Below are 14030 nucleotides of genomic sequence, written 5' to 3'. Positions count from 1 at the left end.
CTGCGAACCCGGCGTCAGCCGCGTTACACTTGGACCGTTAAGCCGTGTTGCGCCTGGATGGCGTGGCGCGGTTCCGTCCAGCCTTGCTTTTTACCGATACCATGACTACGCGTGTACTGACAGGCATTACCACCACCGGCATTCCCCATCTGGGCAATTATGCGGGTGCCATCCGCCCGGCGATCAACGCCAGCACGGAACCGGATGTCGATGCCTACTTCTTCCTGGCCGATTTCCACGCACTGATCAAGTGCGACGACCCCGAGCGCATTGCGCGTTCACGCCTGGAAATTGCGGCGACCTGGCTGGCGGCAGGGCTGGATACCGAGCGCGTCACTTTCTATCGCCAGTCCGACATTCCGGAAATCCCGGAACTGTCCTGGCTGCTGACCTGCGTGACGTCCAAGGGCCTGATGAACCGTGCGCATGCCTACAAGGCTGCCGTGGACCAGAACCTGGCGCGTGAGGCCGAGGCTGACGATGGCATCACCATGGGCCTGTTCTCCTATCCGGTGCTGATGGCGGCCGATATTCTGATGTTCAATGCCCACCGTGTGCCGGTGGGACGCGACCAGATCCAGCACCTGGAAATGGCACGCGATATTGCTCAGCGTTTCAACCATCTGTACGGTCAGGGTAAGGACCTGTTCGTATTGCCTTCGGTGGAGATCGCCGAAGAAGTTGCGACCCTGCCGGGCCTGGATGGCCGCAAGATGTCCAAGAGCTACGACAACACGATTCCGTTGTTCGCCGGCGGCGCGCGCGCGTTGCAGGATGCCGTCATGCGCATCGTCACCGATTCGCGCGAGCCGGGGGAAGCCAAGGACCCGGATGCATCGCATCTGTTCACGCTCTACCGTGCCTTCGGCAGTGCCGAGGAAACGGCAGTGTTCCGCCAGCAGCTGTTGGATGGCATGGGCTGGGGCGATGCCAAGAAGGCGTTCCTGGCCTTGCTGGAACGCATGCTGGCGCCGATGCGCGAGCGCTATGAATCTCTGATCGCCCGTCCGGACGACATCGAGGACATCCTGCTGGCTGGCGCGCGCAAGGCGCGCCAGGAATCCATTCCGGCATTGGAGACCCTGCGTGCGGCGGTCGGCCTGCGCAGCCTGAAAACCTCGGTTGCGCCAGCCGCGAACAAGGAAGAAAGCGCGACCCTGCCGAAGCCGCCACGCTTTGTGAGTTTCCGCGATGATGACGGTGCGTTTCGTTTTCGTTTGCTGAGCGGCAACGGCGATGAACTGCTGCTGTCGCGTGTTTTCGCCAATCCCAAGGATATCGGCGCGGTCACGCGGCGCCTGGTGGCCGAGCCGGATAGCGTGTCCATCGCATTTACCGACGGGGCCTGGGTGGTGTCGCTGGATGGTGCATTGCTGGCGACCGGCAGCCAGGACGTAGCGGGCTTCGATGAACGCCTGCGCTGGGAACTGGAAGTCCTGAAACAGGCCTGAGGGCCAGCTGGCTAGCTTGACGTGAACATGCCCCCGTCCAGAATGGGCGGCATGACACGCTTCTTGCACCGCTTGGACAGTTGATATGGCAGCAGGAGTGGCGACAGGCTGTGCGCAGCGTCTTGCCGGCGGGCCGGCTCTGCGCAGAACGGGCGGCGGGACGCGCCTGTGCGTGTTTCTCTCAGGCTGCTCCCGCAAAAAGGCCTATTCGTCCAAGGGTCTATGCAGGAAAAGACCTATGCAGAAAATGAATGTTCCTGCGAATGAATATCCGGCAGATCGCCCATGACTTTTCCTGAATGTTTTCGTTTCGATTTGCGCCGCCCGCGTGTTGCGCACACCGTTGTGGCATTCCTGGCCGCCGTGGCCAGCCTGTCTGCGGCGGCAGCGCAGCCGGCTGGATCCAAGGCCTTGCCCCTGATTCAGACGCCGCCGGATAGCGCGATCGCCGAAATGGCGTCAGTACCAGCCCTGCATGGGCTGGCACTGGCGAATCTCATTGCCAGCAATTGCGCCATCGAAGGCCTGGAGGCTGGCGATGCGGCCCTGATTGGCGGGACGGCCCAGGTGGTCGCTCAGCACCTGGGCGTGGGTAGTGACGAGTATTTTTCCGTCTATATTAACGGCGCGCTGCGTGAGTTCGGTGCTGCAGACGCTTGTCATATCCATGCGGCCAGCACTCTCAGGCTGGCTTCGAGCCTGAAGGCGCAGGGCGGCGCAGTCCTCAACCGGGCCGAGCTCGAGTAACACGGGCTGCGCTGCACCCACCACATGCATCATTTTCACGCAGGTCCTCACACACCACGTGCGCACGGACACGCCCCCCTGTCTGCATGACATCGCCTCACGCTGGGCCGGGTCGTTCAGGTGTGGTCGTTTATGCCGCGCCTGACTGGCCGGCAGGCTGTGCGCTGCCTGCGTTCGCCTGCCCGGGCCAGGGCGCCAGGATCAGGGGGCAAGTGCGGAGGCAGTGCCTGCTGATGCAGCGACCGGCGCCGCTTCGTTGCTGGCATCTCCGCCCAGTACCTTGAACAGGGTGATGCGGTTGATGGCTTCTTCCAGCCGCAGGCTGATCAGGCTTTGGCGCGCGGCATAAAGGCTGCGTTGCGCAGTCAGCGTTTCCAGGTAGCTGTCCACGCCATTGCGATAGCGTGCATCGGCAAGGTCATAGCTGCGCTGGGTCGCGGCAACCAGCGCCTGCTGGGCATCGAGACGTTCTGCAATCCGTGCGCGTACCGCCAGCGCATCGGCCGTTTCCCTGAAGGCGGTCTGGATGGCGCGCTCGTACTGGGCGATGTTGATGTCGCGGCTGAGCGTCGCGACATCCAGTTCCGCACGCAGTGCCCCGGCATTGAAGATGGGCAGGGTAATGCTGGGCGCGAATGACCAGATGCGGTGTCCGCCGCCATCGAACAGATCCGACAGGCTCTGGCTGCCGATGCCGGCTCCGGCTGTGAGGGAAATGCGGGGGAAAAACGCCGCGCGCGCGGCGCCGATATTCGCGTTCGCAGCGAGCAGCGCGTGTTCGGCGGCCTGGACGTCAGGACGCAGTAACAGCACGCTGGACGGTAGCCCAGCCGGCAGTTCGCTCAGGATGACGGACGCCTGCATGGCATCCAGGCTGGCGTCTGGCAGCAGCCTGTCGGGGACGGCGGTGCCGGCCAGCAGGTCGAGTGCGTTGCGTGCTTGTGCCAGGTCTGTTTCATAGGCCGAGACGTCGACCCGGGCGCTCTCTACACTGGCCTGCACCGAGGCCAGGTCGACGCTGGACACTACGCCTTCGTCGTGCATGGCGCGGGTCAGCGCCAGCGTGCGCTGCTGGCTGGCCAGGGTATCCCGGGCCACGGCCAGGCGCTGCTGGCTGGCGGCAATCTCCAGCCAGGCGCTGGCGGTTTCCGACAACAGGCTGAGCTGCGTGCTGCGCTGGGTCTGCTCTGTCTCCAGATAGGTTTCCAGCGCCTGCTGGTTGAGGCTGCGCAGCCGTCCGAAGAGGTCCAGTTCCCAACTGCTCAGGCCTGCCTGCAACGAGCTGCTGCGGTTGACCTGGGTGGCATCTTCGCTAATGACGCTGCGCGACGCGCTGTGCTGGCCGTTCAGATTGACCGAGGGCCAGCTGTCGGCGCGCTGGATGCGGTATTGCGCCCGCGCCTTCTCGATATTGAGCAGGGCCACGCGCAGATCGCGGTTGTTGGCAAGCGCGAGTTCCATGACCTCGCGCAATTGCTGGTCGACGAACACGGCGCGCCAGGCGGCCGGCATATAGGTTACGGCTGTCGTGTCCGGGCTGGCGCCATCCAGGCTGGCGGGGACGGGCAGCGGCGGGCGTTCATAATCGGGCGCCAGGGTGGAGCAGCCGCCAAGGGCAATGGCCAGGGCGGCCAGCCCCAGACGGCGCGAAGCAAGGTGTGACAGGAACATCAGCTTGGATCCTCGTCATGGCGTGTGACATGCTTGCGCCCTGGCAGCAGGCTGCGCACGATGACATAGAAAAGCGGCACGAAGAAAATACCCAGCAAGGTCGAAACCAGCGTACCGCCAAAGACGCCGGTCCCCAGGGAGTGGCGGCCACCGGCACCCGCGCCTGAGCTGATGACCAGCGGGAAGACACCCAGCAGGAACGCCAGCGACGTCATGATGATGGGCCGCAAACGCATGCGCGCGGCATGCAGGGTGGCATCCAGCAGCGTCATGCCGCGGTTTTCGAGGTCGCGCGCGAATTCCACGATCAGAATGCCGTTTTTCGCCGCCAGCCCTACGGTGGCCAGCAGACCGACCTGGAAGTAGACATCGTTGGCCAGGCCGCGTGTGTATGTCAGCAGCAGCGCGCCTACGATGCCGATGGGAACAGCCAGCATGACCGAGAACGGAATGGACCAGCTTTCGTACAGCGCCGCCAGGCACAGGAAGACGAACAGCAGCGACACGGCATAGAGCAGTGGCGCCTGGGCGCCGGAAATCTGTTCCTGGTAGGACAGGCCGGACCAGGCATAGCCAATGCCGGCCGGCAACTGCGTGACCAGGCTTGCGATTTCGGTCATGGCTGTGCCGGAGCTGACGCCGGGCGCCGGTTCGCCAGTGATTTCCAGCGAGGACGAGCCATTGAAGCGTGCCAGGGCGGCTGGCGCCTGGCTCCAGCCATTGGTGGCGAAGGCGGCGAAGGAAACCATTTCGCCATTGCCGTTGCGCACCCACCAGCGGTTGATGTCCTGCGGCAGCATGCGGGCTTCCGCCTGCCCCTGGACGTAGACCTTCTTGATGCGGCCCCGGTTGATGAAGTCGTTGACGTAGGAGCCGCCCATGGCGATGGACAGGGTATTGTTGATGTCGCCCAGCGAGACATCCAGCGCGGCGGCGCGTGCATCGTCGATCTTGATGTCAAAGGAGGGGGAGTCCTCCTGGCCACCGTACCGTACGTTGATCAGCTGGGGGTTGTCGGCAGCCAGGCGCAGCAATTCGTCCTTGGCGGCGACCAGGGCTTCATGCCCGAGGCCGCCCAGGTCCTGCAATTGCAGCGTGAAGCCGGCGCTGCGGCCCATGCCGGGGATGCCCGAGGGCGCCATGGCGAAGATCTGGGCATCCTTGATCTTTGCCATTTCGCTGGAAATGCGCCGGCCGACTTCCTGGGCGTTGGCCTTGCGTTTCGACCAGTCCTTGAGTTTGACGAAAGCCATGCCGACGTTCTGGCCGTTGCCGCTGAAACTGAAGCCGGAAATGGCCATGACGGACTGGATTTCAGGTTGGCTTAGCGCGTAGTCGGTCAACTGGCCCATGGTGTCCACGGTGACTTCCTGGGTGGTGCCCGGGGTCAGCTTGACCTGCACCATCAGGATGCCCTGGTCTTCCTCAGGCAGGAAGGAAGTGGGCAGGCGCCAGAACAGCAAGGCCATGGCGGCGATCAGCAGCGCATAGACCAGCAGCGAGGCCAGACGATGTGTGACGACTCGTTGCACGCCGTGCTGATAGCGCGTGGCGCTGCGGTCGAAGGCATGGTTGAACCAGCTGAAAAAGCGTCCCAGCGGGCCACGCGGGCTGGCATGGCCGCCGGCGGAAAGCGGCTTGAGGAAGCTGGCGCAGAGTGCGGGCGTCAGCGTCATGGCGACCAGCACGGAGAGAATCATGGAGGCCGCGATGGTGACAGAGAACTGGCGATAGATCATGCCGGTGGAGCCGCCGAAAAACGCCATGGGCAGGAACACCGCCGTCAGGACCAGCGCGATGCCGACCAGCGCGCCGGTGATCTGCCCCATGGATTTACGCGTGGCTTCGCGCGGTGACAGGCCTTCGGTGACCATCACGCGTTCTACGTTTTCCACCACCACGATGGCGTCGTCCACCAGTAGGCCGATGGCCAGCACCATGCCGAACATGCTCAGGGTATTGATGGAATAACCCAGTGCCGCCAGCACGCCGAAGGTCCCGAGCAGTACGATGGGAACGGCGATCGCCGGTATCAGCGTGGCGCGCCAGTTCTGCAGGAACAGGTACATGATCAGCACCACCAGGACGATGGCTTCGATCAGGGTCTTGACGACCTCCTGGATGGATATCTGCACAAAAGGCGTGGTGTCGTAGGCCACCTGGTAGGTCAGGCCGGGCGGGAAGAATTCGGCAAGCTGCGCCAGTTTTTCCTTGACCGCCTTGGAGACATCCAGCGCGTTGGCGTCGCTGGCCAGTTCTATGCCCAGCCCGGCGGATACCCTGCCGTTGAACTGGCTGCTGATGGCGTAGCTTTCGCTGCCCAGTTCCACCGTGGCGACGTCCGACAGGTAGACCACGCTGCCGTTCGGGGAGGACTTGAGGATGATGCGTTCGAACTGCTCGGGCGTTTGCAGGCGGCTGCGCGAACTGATGGTGGCATTGAGGCGCTGGCCGTCGATGGAAGGCAGGGCGCCCAGCGCGCCCGAGGACACGTCATTGTTCTGCGCCTGGATGGCATTGGAGACATCCGAAGGCATGAGCGTGTAGGTGCGCAGCTTGTCGGGGTCGAGCCAGATGCGCATGGAGTATTTGGACCCCATCACCTGCACGTTGCCCACGCCGTTCACACGGCCGATGGGGTCCTGCAGCGTCGCCGCCATGTAGTCGGCGATGTCGGTGCGGTTCATGCTGTCATCTTCGGACGTGAAGGCCAGCACCATGAATATGTTGCCCGACGACTTGGTGACCGTCACACCTGTGTCCTGCACCGGCTCGGGCAGCATGCGCTCGGCCTGCTTGAGCTTGTTCTGGACCTGGACCTGTGCGGTATCCGGGTTGGTGCCCGATTCGAAGGTGAGCGAGATTTGCGATGTGCCCGACGAGCTGCTGGTCGAGGACATGTACATCAGGTTGTCCAGCCCCGTCATCTGCTGCTCGATGACCTGGGTGACCGAGTTTTCCACCGTTTCCGCCGATGCGCCGTTGTAGGTGGCGCGTATGGAAACGGAAGGGGGAGCGATATCAGGGTATTGCTCCAGCGGCAACAGCTTGATCGACAGAATGCCGGCCAGCATGATGACGATGGCGATGACCCAGGCGAAGATGGGACGGTCGATGAAGAAACGGGACACGGCGTCAGGCTCCTCGCGGGCTTATCGGGCGGCGGAAGCGGCAACCGGGGACATGGGCGCGGTCTCGGCGCTGGCTTCCTGGTTGACGGGATTGACGTCTGCGCCGGGTTTCAGGCGGCTGCCGCCGGCCGTGACCAGGCGATCACCGGCCTGGATGCCGGACAGCACTACCCATTGGTCGCCGATGGCGTCGCCCAGCTCGACGACGCGTTGCGCGAGCTTGTTGCCGTCGTCGACCAGCTGTACCGTGGCTTCGCCGCGGGTATTGCGCGTGATGGCGGTCTGGGGCACGAGAATGGCGTTGTCGTTGATCGCCATCGGCAGTTCGGCACGCACATACATGCCGGGCAGCAGTAGGCCGTCGGGATTGGGGAAGAGCGCGCGCAACAGCACGTCGCCGGTGTCGGTGCCTACCGAGGTGCCGATGAAGGCCAGCGAGCCGCTGTGGTCGTAGGTGCTGCCATCTTCCAGCAGCAGGCGCACGTCTATGGCTTCGCCTGCCGATTTCAGGTCGCCGCTGCTCATGCGTTTGCGCAGCGACAGCAACTGGGCGCTGGAGAGCGCCACATCGACATAGATCGGGTCCAGCTGCCGAATGGTGGTCAGCGGCGCTTCCTGGTTGCCGGTGACCAGGGCGCCAGGGGTATAGGCGGATGTGCCCACCACGCCGGAAATCGGCGCCGTGATGCGGGTGTAGTCCAGGTTGATGCGCGCCGTCTGCAGCGCCGCTCGGGCTGCCAATACCGCCGCTTCGTTCTGGCGCAGGGTGGCCTGGGCCTCGTCGGCCGCCTGGCGGCTGACCGCATCGAGTTTCAACAGGTTGGCATAGCGCTGGGCCTTGGGTCGGGCGGCGAGCACGGCGGCCTCAGCCTGCGCCAGGTTGGCCTTGGCGCTGTCGAATGCGGCCTGGTAGGTGGCCGGGTCGATCTGGTAGAGCACTTCGCCTGCCTTGACCTGCTGCCCTTCGGTGAAAAGCCGTTTTTGCAGGATGCCGCTGACTTGCGGGCGCACATCGGAAATCATGTAAGCCACTGTCCGGCCAGGCAGCCGCTGGTTCATGGCCAGCGGTTGCGCGACGACCGATTGCACGATGACTTCGGCGGGGCCGGTGGCCGTCGGGGCCTGCTGCTCCTTGGTGCAGGCAGCCAGCGCCATTGCCAACAACATGGGTAACAGCAGGGGGCGCAGGCCTGACCAGGAAACGGAGCGGGCAGAACCGGAAGACGGACGTGCGGACATCATGAAAACCTTTGAGCGCTGGGAACGTTACTCTAACCCGGGAATGTGTAGGAAATTTGGATGCAGGCGCAGGCAGGACGGGGAAAGGCCGGAACTTGGATGGAACGGCACCCGGAGCGGGGCCGACAAATTTACCTGCCGGTATTGTCGGCGTACCGGCATGGAGAACGGCCCCCACCGCCAAACCGGAGCGGCTGGCGGCAGGGGCCGAAAGCAAGGCAGGGCGCCTGAAGCTGGGCTAGCGCTTCAGCTTGGCCAGGGCAGCTGCCATGGCGTTGTTGAAGGGCGCCGTCTCGCCCCGGCCCTTGCCGCCTTGCCCGCCATTGCCGTTGTTGCCGCGCCGGCTGGCGGGGGCATCACCGCTGCGGCGGGCCGCCGGCAGCGCATCGTCGTTCAGGCGCATGGTCAGGGCCACGCGTTTGCGAGCCGCATCCACTTCCAGTACCTTGACCGTCACGGTCTGACCGACGCGAACCACGTCGCGCGGGTCCTTGACGAATTTTTCCGAAAGCGCGGAAATGTGTACCAGCCCATCCTGGTGCACGCCAATGTCCACGAAGGCGCCGAAGTTCGCGACGTTGGTGATCACGCCTTCCAGCACCATGCCCGGAAGCAGGTCGTTCAGGGTTTCCACGCCTTCCTTGAACTGCGCCGTCTTGAATTCAGGGCGCGGGTCGCGGCCAGGTTTCTCCAGCTCGGAGAAAATGTCACGCACCGTGGGCAGGCCGAAGCGATCATCGGTGAATTCGCTGGGCGAAAGCCCCTTGAGGGCCTCCCGCTGGCCGATGACCTGGCGCACGTCAGCCTTGATCTTGTCCAGGATGCGCGCCACGACAGGGTAGGCCTCGGGGTGCACCGAGGACGCATCCAGCGGGTTGTGGCCGTTGGGAATGCGCAGAAAGCCTGCCGCCTGTTCGAAGGCCTTGTCGCCGAAGCGGGGCACGTCCTTGAGTTTGCTGCGTTCCGGGAAGGGGCCGTGCTGGTCGCGGTAGGCGACGATGTTGCGCGCGACTAGCGAACTGAGTCCGGAGACGCGGGTCAGCAGGGCGGCCGATGCGGTGTTCACGTCCACGCCGACCGCGTTTACGCAGTCTTCCACGACGGCGTCTAGCGAACGGGCCAATTCACGTTGGTTCACGTCATGCTGGTATTGCCCGACGCCGATGGCCTTGGGGTCTATCTTGACGAGCTCGGCCAGCGGGTCCTGCAGGCGGCGCGCAATCGAGGCGGCGCCGCGCAGGCTGACATCCAGGTCGGGGAATTCCTGCGCCGCCAGTTCCGAAGCGGAGTAGACCGAGGCGCCAGCTTCCGAGACGACGACGCGGGTCAGGCCCAGTTCGGGATGGCGAGCCATCAGGTCGGCCACGAGTTTTTCCGTTTCACGCGAGGCGGTGCCATTGCCGATGGCAACCAGTTCGATGCCATGGCGCGCGGCCAGCATGGCAAGTGTACGCAAGGCGCCTTCCCGGTCACGGCGCGGTTCGAACGGGTAGACCGTTGCGGTGTCGAGCAGTTTGCCGGTGCGGTCGATGGCTGCGACCTTGACGCCGGTACGGATGCCGGGGTCCAGGCCGAGCACGGACTTGGGGCCGGCGGGCGCGGCCAGCAGCAGGTCCTTGAGGTTGGCGGCGAACACGCGGATGGCCTCGGCTTCGGCGTCCTCGCGCAGACGGGTCAGCATTTCGCTTTCGAATGCGGTCAGGAGCTTGACGCGCCAGGTCCAGCGGCAGACTTCGCCGATCCAGCGTTCGTGCGCCGTCGCGTCGGCGGCGTATAGGCTGTCGTTCCAGCCGAAATGACGGGCAATGCGCGATACGCAGGGGTGCGGCAGCAGGGCTTCCTGCTCGGCTTCCAGGCCCACGCGCAAGTCCAGCACACCCTGCTGGCGGCCACGCAGGAGCGCCAGGATACGGTGCGAAGGCAGGCTGCGCAGCGCTTCATTGAAATCGAACCAGTCGCGGAAGTTGGCGCCTTCGGCTTCCTTGCCTTCCACGACCTTGGCGTAGAGCAGGCCGGAGCGCCAGACGAAATCGCGCAAACTAGCCAGCAGGTCGGCATCCTCGGCATAGCGCTCGGCGAGGATGTCGCGTGCGCCGTCCAGCGCTGCCTTGGCGTCGGCAAAACCGGCTTCTGCATTGAGATGGTTTTCCGCCAGCACTGCCGGATCGGCCTTGGCGTCGGCGAGGATGGCATCGACCAGCGCGTCCAGCCCGGCTTCGCGGGCGATCTGGGCCCGGGTACGGCGCTTCGGCTTGTAGGGGGCGTACAGGTCTTCCAGGCGCTGCTTGGTGTCGGCCTGCGAGATTTCCTGGCGCAGGGTTTCGGTCAGCTTGCCCTGTTCGTGGATGGACGCCAGGATGGCGCTGCGGCGGTCTTCAAGTTCGCGCAGGTAGGACAGGCGCACTTCGAGATTGCGCAGCACGGTGTCGTCCAGGCCGCCGGTCACTTCCTTGCGGTAGCGGGCAATAAAGGGAACGGTGGCGCCGTCATCGAGCAGGCCGATCGCGGCGGCCACTTGGGCGGCGCGGACGGACAGCTCGGTGGCAAGCTGGGCAACGATGCGCTGCTGGGCCAGTTCGGGCGATTCGGCAACGTAAGTGGCGGTCGTTTCAGACATGGAGTACCAGGTAATCTACAGGATGAATCAACAGGACAAGTGGCCGATTTTGCCATAAGTGCCAGGGATGACCGTCCGCCAGGCGCTATGATCTTGCATTGGTTTGCGCTGTCCCGGGTTAATCCGGCCTGTCCGCCCCTGATATCGGGGCAGGCTGGCCTGGCCCAGGCGTGCGCGGGTGGCGCGCTGGCGCTGCGATTCATACGGAAGGTTCATGCTGGAAACACAGGTGGCGGCGCAGTTCGCCGAGGATGGGGCGCTGGCTCGCGTGCCGGGGTTCCGCCCGCGCGTGGCGCAAGTGGAGTTGGCGCGCGCCATCGCACGGACATTGAGCAGCGGCTCGACGCTGGTCGCCGAGGCGGGCACGGGCACGGGCAAGACCTGGGCCTATCTGGTGCCCGCGCTGCTGGCGGGCGGCAAGGTGCTGATCTCCACGGGCACGCGCACGCTGCAGGACCAACTGTTCAAGCGCGATCTGCCGCGCGTCCGGGCGGCGCTGGCCGTGCCGGCCACCGTGGCCCTGCTCAAGGGGCGGGGCAACTATGTCTGCCACTATCACCTGGCTAATCTGGAACAGGATGACCGCGGCCTGCGTTCTCGCTCCGAAGTGGCTCAGCTGCGGCGTATTCGCGTGTTTGCGAACGAAAGCCAGACGGGCGATCGCGCCGAGCTCGCAACAGTGCCGGAAACCGCGGAAATCTGGCAGCGGGTTACCTCCACCCATGATAATTGCCTTGGCCAGGAGTGCCCGAATGTGCGGGACTGTTTCGTGATCAAGGCGCGCCGGCAGGCCCAGGAGGCCGACATTGTTGTGGTCAACCATGCCTTGTTCATGGCGGACCTGGCACTGCGCGAGGAAGGGGTGACGGATCTGCTGCCTGAGGCTTCGGCAGTGATTTTCGACGAAGCGCATCAGTTGCCCGATACGGCGACACGTTTTCTGGGCGACAGCCTTTCCACGCACCAGTTGCTGGACCTGTCGCGTCAGGTCCAGGCCGTGGGCCTGGCACAGGCGCGGGAGTCCTGTCACTGGGCAGAACTGTGCGGAGCGCTGGAAACGGCGGTGCGTGAATGGCGGCTGGGGTGTGCGCCGCTGGAGCAGGCGCCGGGCCGCAAGGCCACGCTGGAAAGCCTGGCCCGCTTCGGTATCGAAGATTTCGGCGCGCGCCTGGAGCAGGTTTGCGCCGCGCTGGAGCAAATGGAAGCCGTGCTCAAGGCCTGTGCCGAACGCCATCCCGATTTGGCGGCCGCGCAGCGGACGGTGCAGGGCATCCTGGCGCGGCTGGAGCGCTGGCAGGGCAAAGCCGTCCCGGCGGCCGAAGGCGCTCCAGCCGTGCCGGCGCCTGCCGCCGGGGCAGTACGCTGGGTGGAACTGGGTGCGCATCACCTGCGCATCCAGCGTGCACCACTGTCGGTGAGCGAAACTTTTTCGCGCTGCCGGGTGCCGGGCCAGGCCTGGGTCATGACCTCGGCCACGCTGTCAGTCTGGGGCGATTTTGCCCATTTCATCGACCAACTGGGCCTGTCCGGCGCGGAGATCGGTTATTGGGAGTCACCGTTCGATTACGCCGCGCAGGGCCTGCTGTTCGTACCGCGTTCGCTGCCCGAACCGCAATCGCCGCGTTTTACCCAGGCTTTCGTGGATATGTTGGCGGACGTCCTGGCGGCTAGCGAAGGTGGCGCGTTGGTGCTGTGCACGACGCTGAGGGCGGTGGAACGCATCGCCCAGGCGCTGGAAGTTGTGTATGACGATCGTGGCTGGGACTGGCCGCTGATGCGCCAGGGGCAGGGGGCTCGCGGCGAGTTGCTGGAACGTTTCCGCAAGGAGCCCCATGCCGTGTTGGTGGGCAGCGCTACGTTCTGGGAAGGGGTAGACGTGCCCGGCGATGCGCTGCGGCTGGTGGCAATCGACAAACTACCTTTCGCGCCGCCGGACGACCCGGTGGTCGAGGCGCGGGTGCGGGCTTGCCGCGAGCGCGGCGGCAATCCGTTTGGCGAATATCAGCTGCCCGAGGCGGCAATCGCGCTCAAGCAGGGCGCGGGACGGCTGATTCGTACCGAGTCAGATTGGGGGGTGTTGATGGTGGCGGACAGCCGGCTCGTGGACAAGCCCTATGGCAAGCGCCTGTGGCGCGGTCTGCCGCCTTTTGCCCGGACACGCAACGTCGAAGACGTCAAGGCTTTTTTCCGCGAACGCCGCGCTGTGGAGGTGCCGGATGCGGATCCCGCGGGGAAACGCGCCGGCCAGGAATGATCGGCCGGCGCCCAGGTCAGGTCAGAACCAGCCGACCGGATTCCACCATGACGGTTTGTCGTCGTAGTCGCTGTTCATGACCAGCGTGGCGTTGGGGAAGTTCGCCAGCAGGACGCGGTGAGTGTCGTCGCGCAGGTCGGTCTGGCCCAGCTTGTCGTAGGCCAGCACCATCAGCTTGAGGGCCTCTTCCGTGGCCGGGACGCCTTCGAAGTCGGTAATCACCGCCTGGGCGCGGTTGATGGCTGCCAGATAGGCGTCACGTTCGTAGTAATAGCGGGCGACGTGCACTTCGTTCATGGCGATGGTGTTGACCAGCCATGCCATGCGGTCACGGGCTTCCTGGGCATATTTGCTGTCCGGGTAGCGCGCGATCAGCTCATTGAAGGAATCATAGGACTGGCGCAGGCCCTTGGGGTCGCGCTCGGAAGGGTCCTGGCCGGTCAGGTTGGCCATGAAGGCGCTGGGCGGCGTGAAGCTGATCAGGCCTTTCAGGTACAGCATGTAATCCGTGCCGGGGTGGTTGGGATACTGTTGCTGGAAGCGGTCGATCGTGGCCAGCGCCTGGTCGGGCTCGCTGTCGCGCCAGTTCACGTAGGCAAGGTCGATCAGCGCCTGCTGTGCGTAGACGCCGAAGGGGTAGCGGCTTTCCAGCGTGACGAGACGGTTGCGGGCGGCGGTCCAGTTGCCCGAGTCAACCTCCGCCTTGGCGTCCTGATAAAGCTGTTCCGCCGTCCAGGTGGCGGTGATGTCGCGTTCGCGGCCAGCGGTGCCGCAAGCGGACAGCAGCACAGCGGAGCCCAGGACGACGGGCAGCAGCACGGAGCGGCTGAACGAGCCGCGACGGCGGAAGGAAATGGCAATCTGGCTGATCACGGAAGATATCCTTGGTGTTAGCATTCCGGGCTGATTATAAGATCGAC

The 14030-nt window shown here is 64.7% G+C and carries 8 protein-coding genes; 3 read left to right on the top strand and 5 right to left on the bottom strand.

Going from position 1 to position 14030, the window contains the following annotated elements; translation table 11 throughout:
* Positions 1 to 101: 101 nt before the first annotated feature.
* Complete coding sequence (locus tag ACEW7X_RS11250; RefSeq protein ID WP_253102230.1) at positions 102 to 1451, top strand: tryptophan--tRNA ligase; 1350 nt, start codon at positions 102 to 104, stop codon at positions 1449 to 1451.
* A 285-nt stretch (positions 1452 to 1736) separates the two neighbouring features.
* Positions 1737 to 2198 (top strand): hypothetical protein, encoded by a 462-nt coding sequence (locus ACEW7X_RS11245; RefSeq protein ID WP_253102228.1) that lies wholly within the window; start codon positions 1737 to 1739, stop codon positions 2196 to 2198.
* Positions 2199 to 2399: 201 nt separating this feature from the next.
* On the opposite strand, the gene ACEW7X_RS11240 is transcribed toward ACEW7X_RS11245, so the two are convergent.
* The 4 genes from ACEW7X_RS11240 to ACEW7X_RS11225 form a co-directional block, all read right to left on the bottom strand.
* Entirely contained in the window at positions 2400 to 3869 is a 1470-nt protein-coding gene (locus ACEW7X_RS11240) for an efflux transporter outer membrane subunit (protein ID WP_253102226.1), read from the bottom strand.
* Positions 3869 to 7000 carry an efflux RND transporter permease subunit gene (locus ACEW7X_RS11235; protein ID WP_253102225.1) on the bottom strand — a complete coding sequence of 1044 codons (3132 nt, stop codon included), beginning with the start codon at positions 6998 to 7000 and terminating at the stop codon, positions 3869 to 3871. Before ACEW7X_RS11235 ends, ACEW7X_RS11240 begins: the two co-directional genes overlap by 1 nt.
* Positions 7001 to 7021: 21 nt before the next feature.
* Positions 7022 to 8242, bottom strand: coding sequence for an efflux RND transporter periplasmic adaptor subunit (locus ACEW7X_RS11230; RefSeq protein WP_242611515.1), 1221 nt, complete (start codon positions 8240 to 8242; stop codon positions 7022 to 7024).
* Positions 8243 to 8477: 235 nt separating this feature from the next.
* Entirely contained in the window at positions 8478 to 10856 is a 2379-nt protein-coding gene (locus ACEW7X_RS11225; RefSeq protein ID WP_068370161.1) for a Tex family protein, read from the bottom strand.
* Between the two features lie 214 nt (positions 10857 to 11070).
* Between ACEW7X_RS11225 and ACEW7X_RS11220 the strand changes: the two genes are divergently transcribed.
* Entirely contained in the window at positions 11071 to 13110 is a 2040-nt protein-coding gene (locus ACEW7X_RS11220; RefSeq protein WP_068370157.1) for an ATP-dependent DNA helicase, read from the top strand.
* A 21-nt stretch (positions 13111 to 13131) separates the two neighbouring features.
* On the opposite strand, the gene ACEW7X_RS11215 is transcribed toward ACEW7X_RS11220, so the two are convergent.
* Positions 13132 to 13983: an outer membrane protein assembly factor BamD gene (locus ACEW7X_RS11215; RefSeq protein ID WP_253102223.1), complete on the bottom strand. Its 852-nt coding sequence runs from the start codon at positions 13981 to 13983 to the stop codon at positions 13132 to 13134.
* Between the last annotated feature and the right edge of the window lie 47 nt (positions 13984 to 14030).

Origin of the sequence: Kerstersia gyiorum, assembly GCF_048595715.1 — a bacterium.
GTDB lineage: Bacteria > Pseudomonadota > Gammaproteobacteria > Burkholderiales > Burkholderiaceae_B > Kerstersia > Kerstersia gyiorum.
The sequence above is the reverse complement of the archived record's forward strand: the minus strand, read 5'-3'. Positions and strand labels throughout refer to the sequence as shown.

Excerpts from the sequence above, each read along its gene's own strand:
- ACEW7X_RS11250 (WP_253102230.1), top strand. The coding sequence starts at position 102 with ATGACTACGCGTGTACTGACAGGCATTACCACCACCGGCATTCCCCAT.
- ACEW7X_RS11245 (WP_253102228.1), top strand. The coding sequence starts at position 1,737 with ATGACTTTTCCTGAATGTTTTCGTTTCGATTTGCGCCGCCCGCGTGTT.
- ACEW7X_RS11240 (WP_253102226.1), bottom strand. The coding sequence starts at position 3,869 with ATGTTCCTGTCACACCTTGCTTCGCGCCGTCTGGGGCTGGCCGCCCTG.
- ACEW7X_RS11230 (WP_242611515.1), bottom strand. The coding sequence starts at position 8,242 with ATGATGTCCGCACGTCCGTCTTCCGGTTCTGCCCGCTCCGTTTCCTGG.
- ACEW7X_RS11225 (WP_068370161.1), bottom strand. The coding sequence starts at position 10,856 with ATGTCTGAAACGACCGCCACTTACGTTGCCGAATCGCCCGAACTGGCC.
- ACEW7X_RS11220 (WP_068370157.1), top strand. The coding sequence starts at position 11,071 with ATGCTGGAAACACAGGTGGCGGCGCAGTTCGCCGAGGATGGGGCGCTG.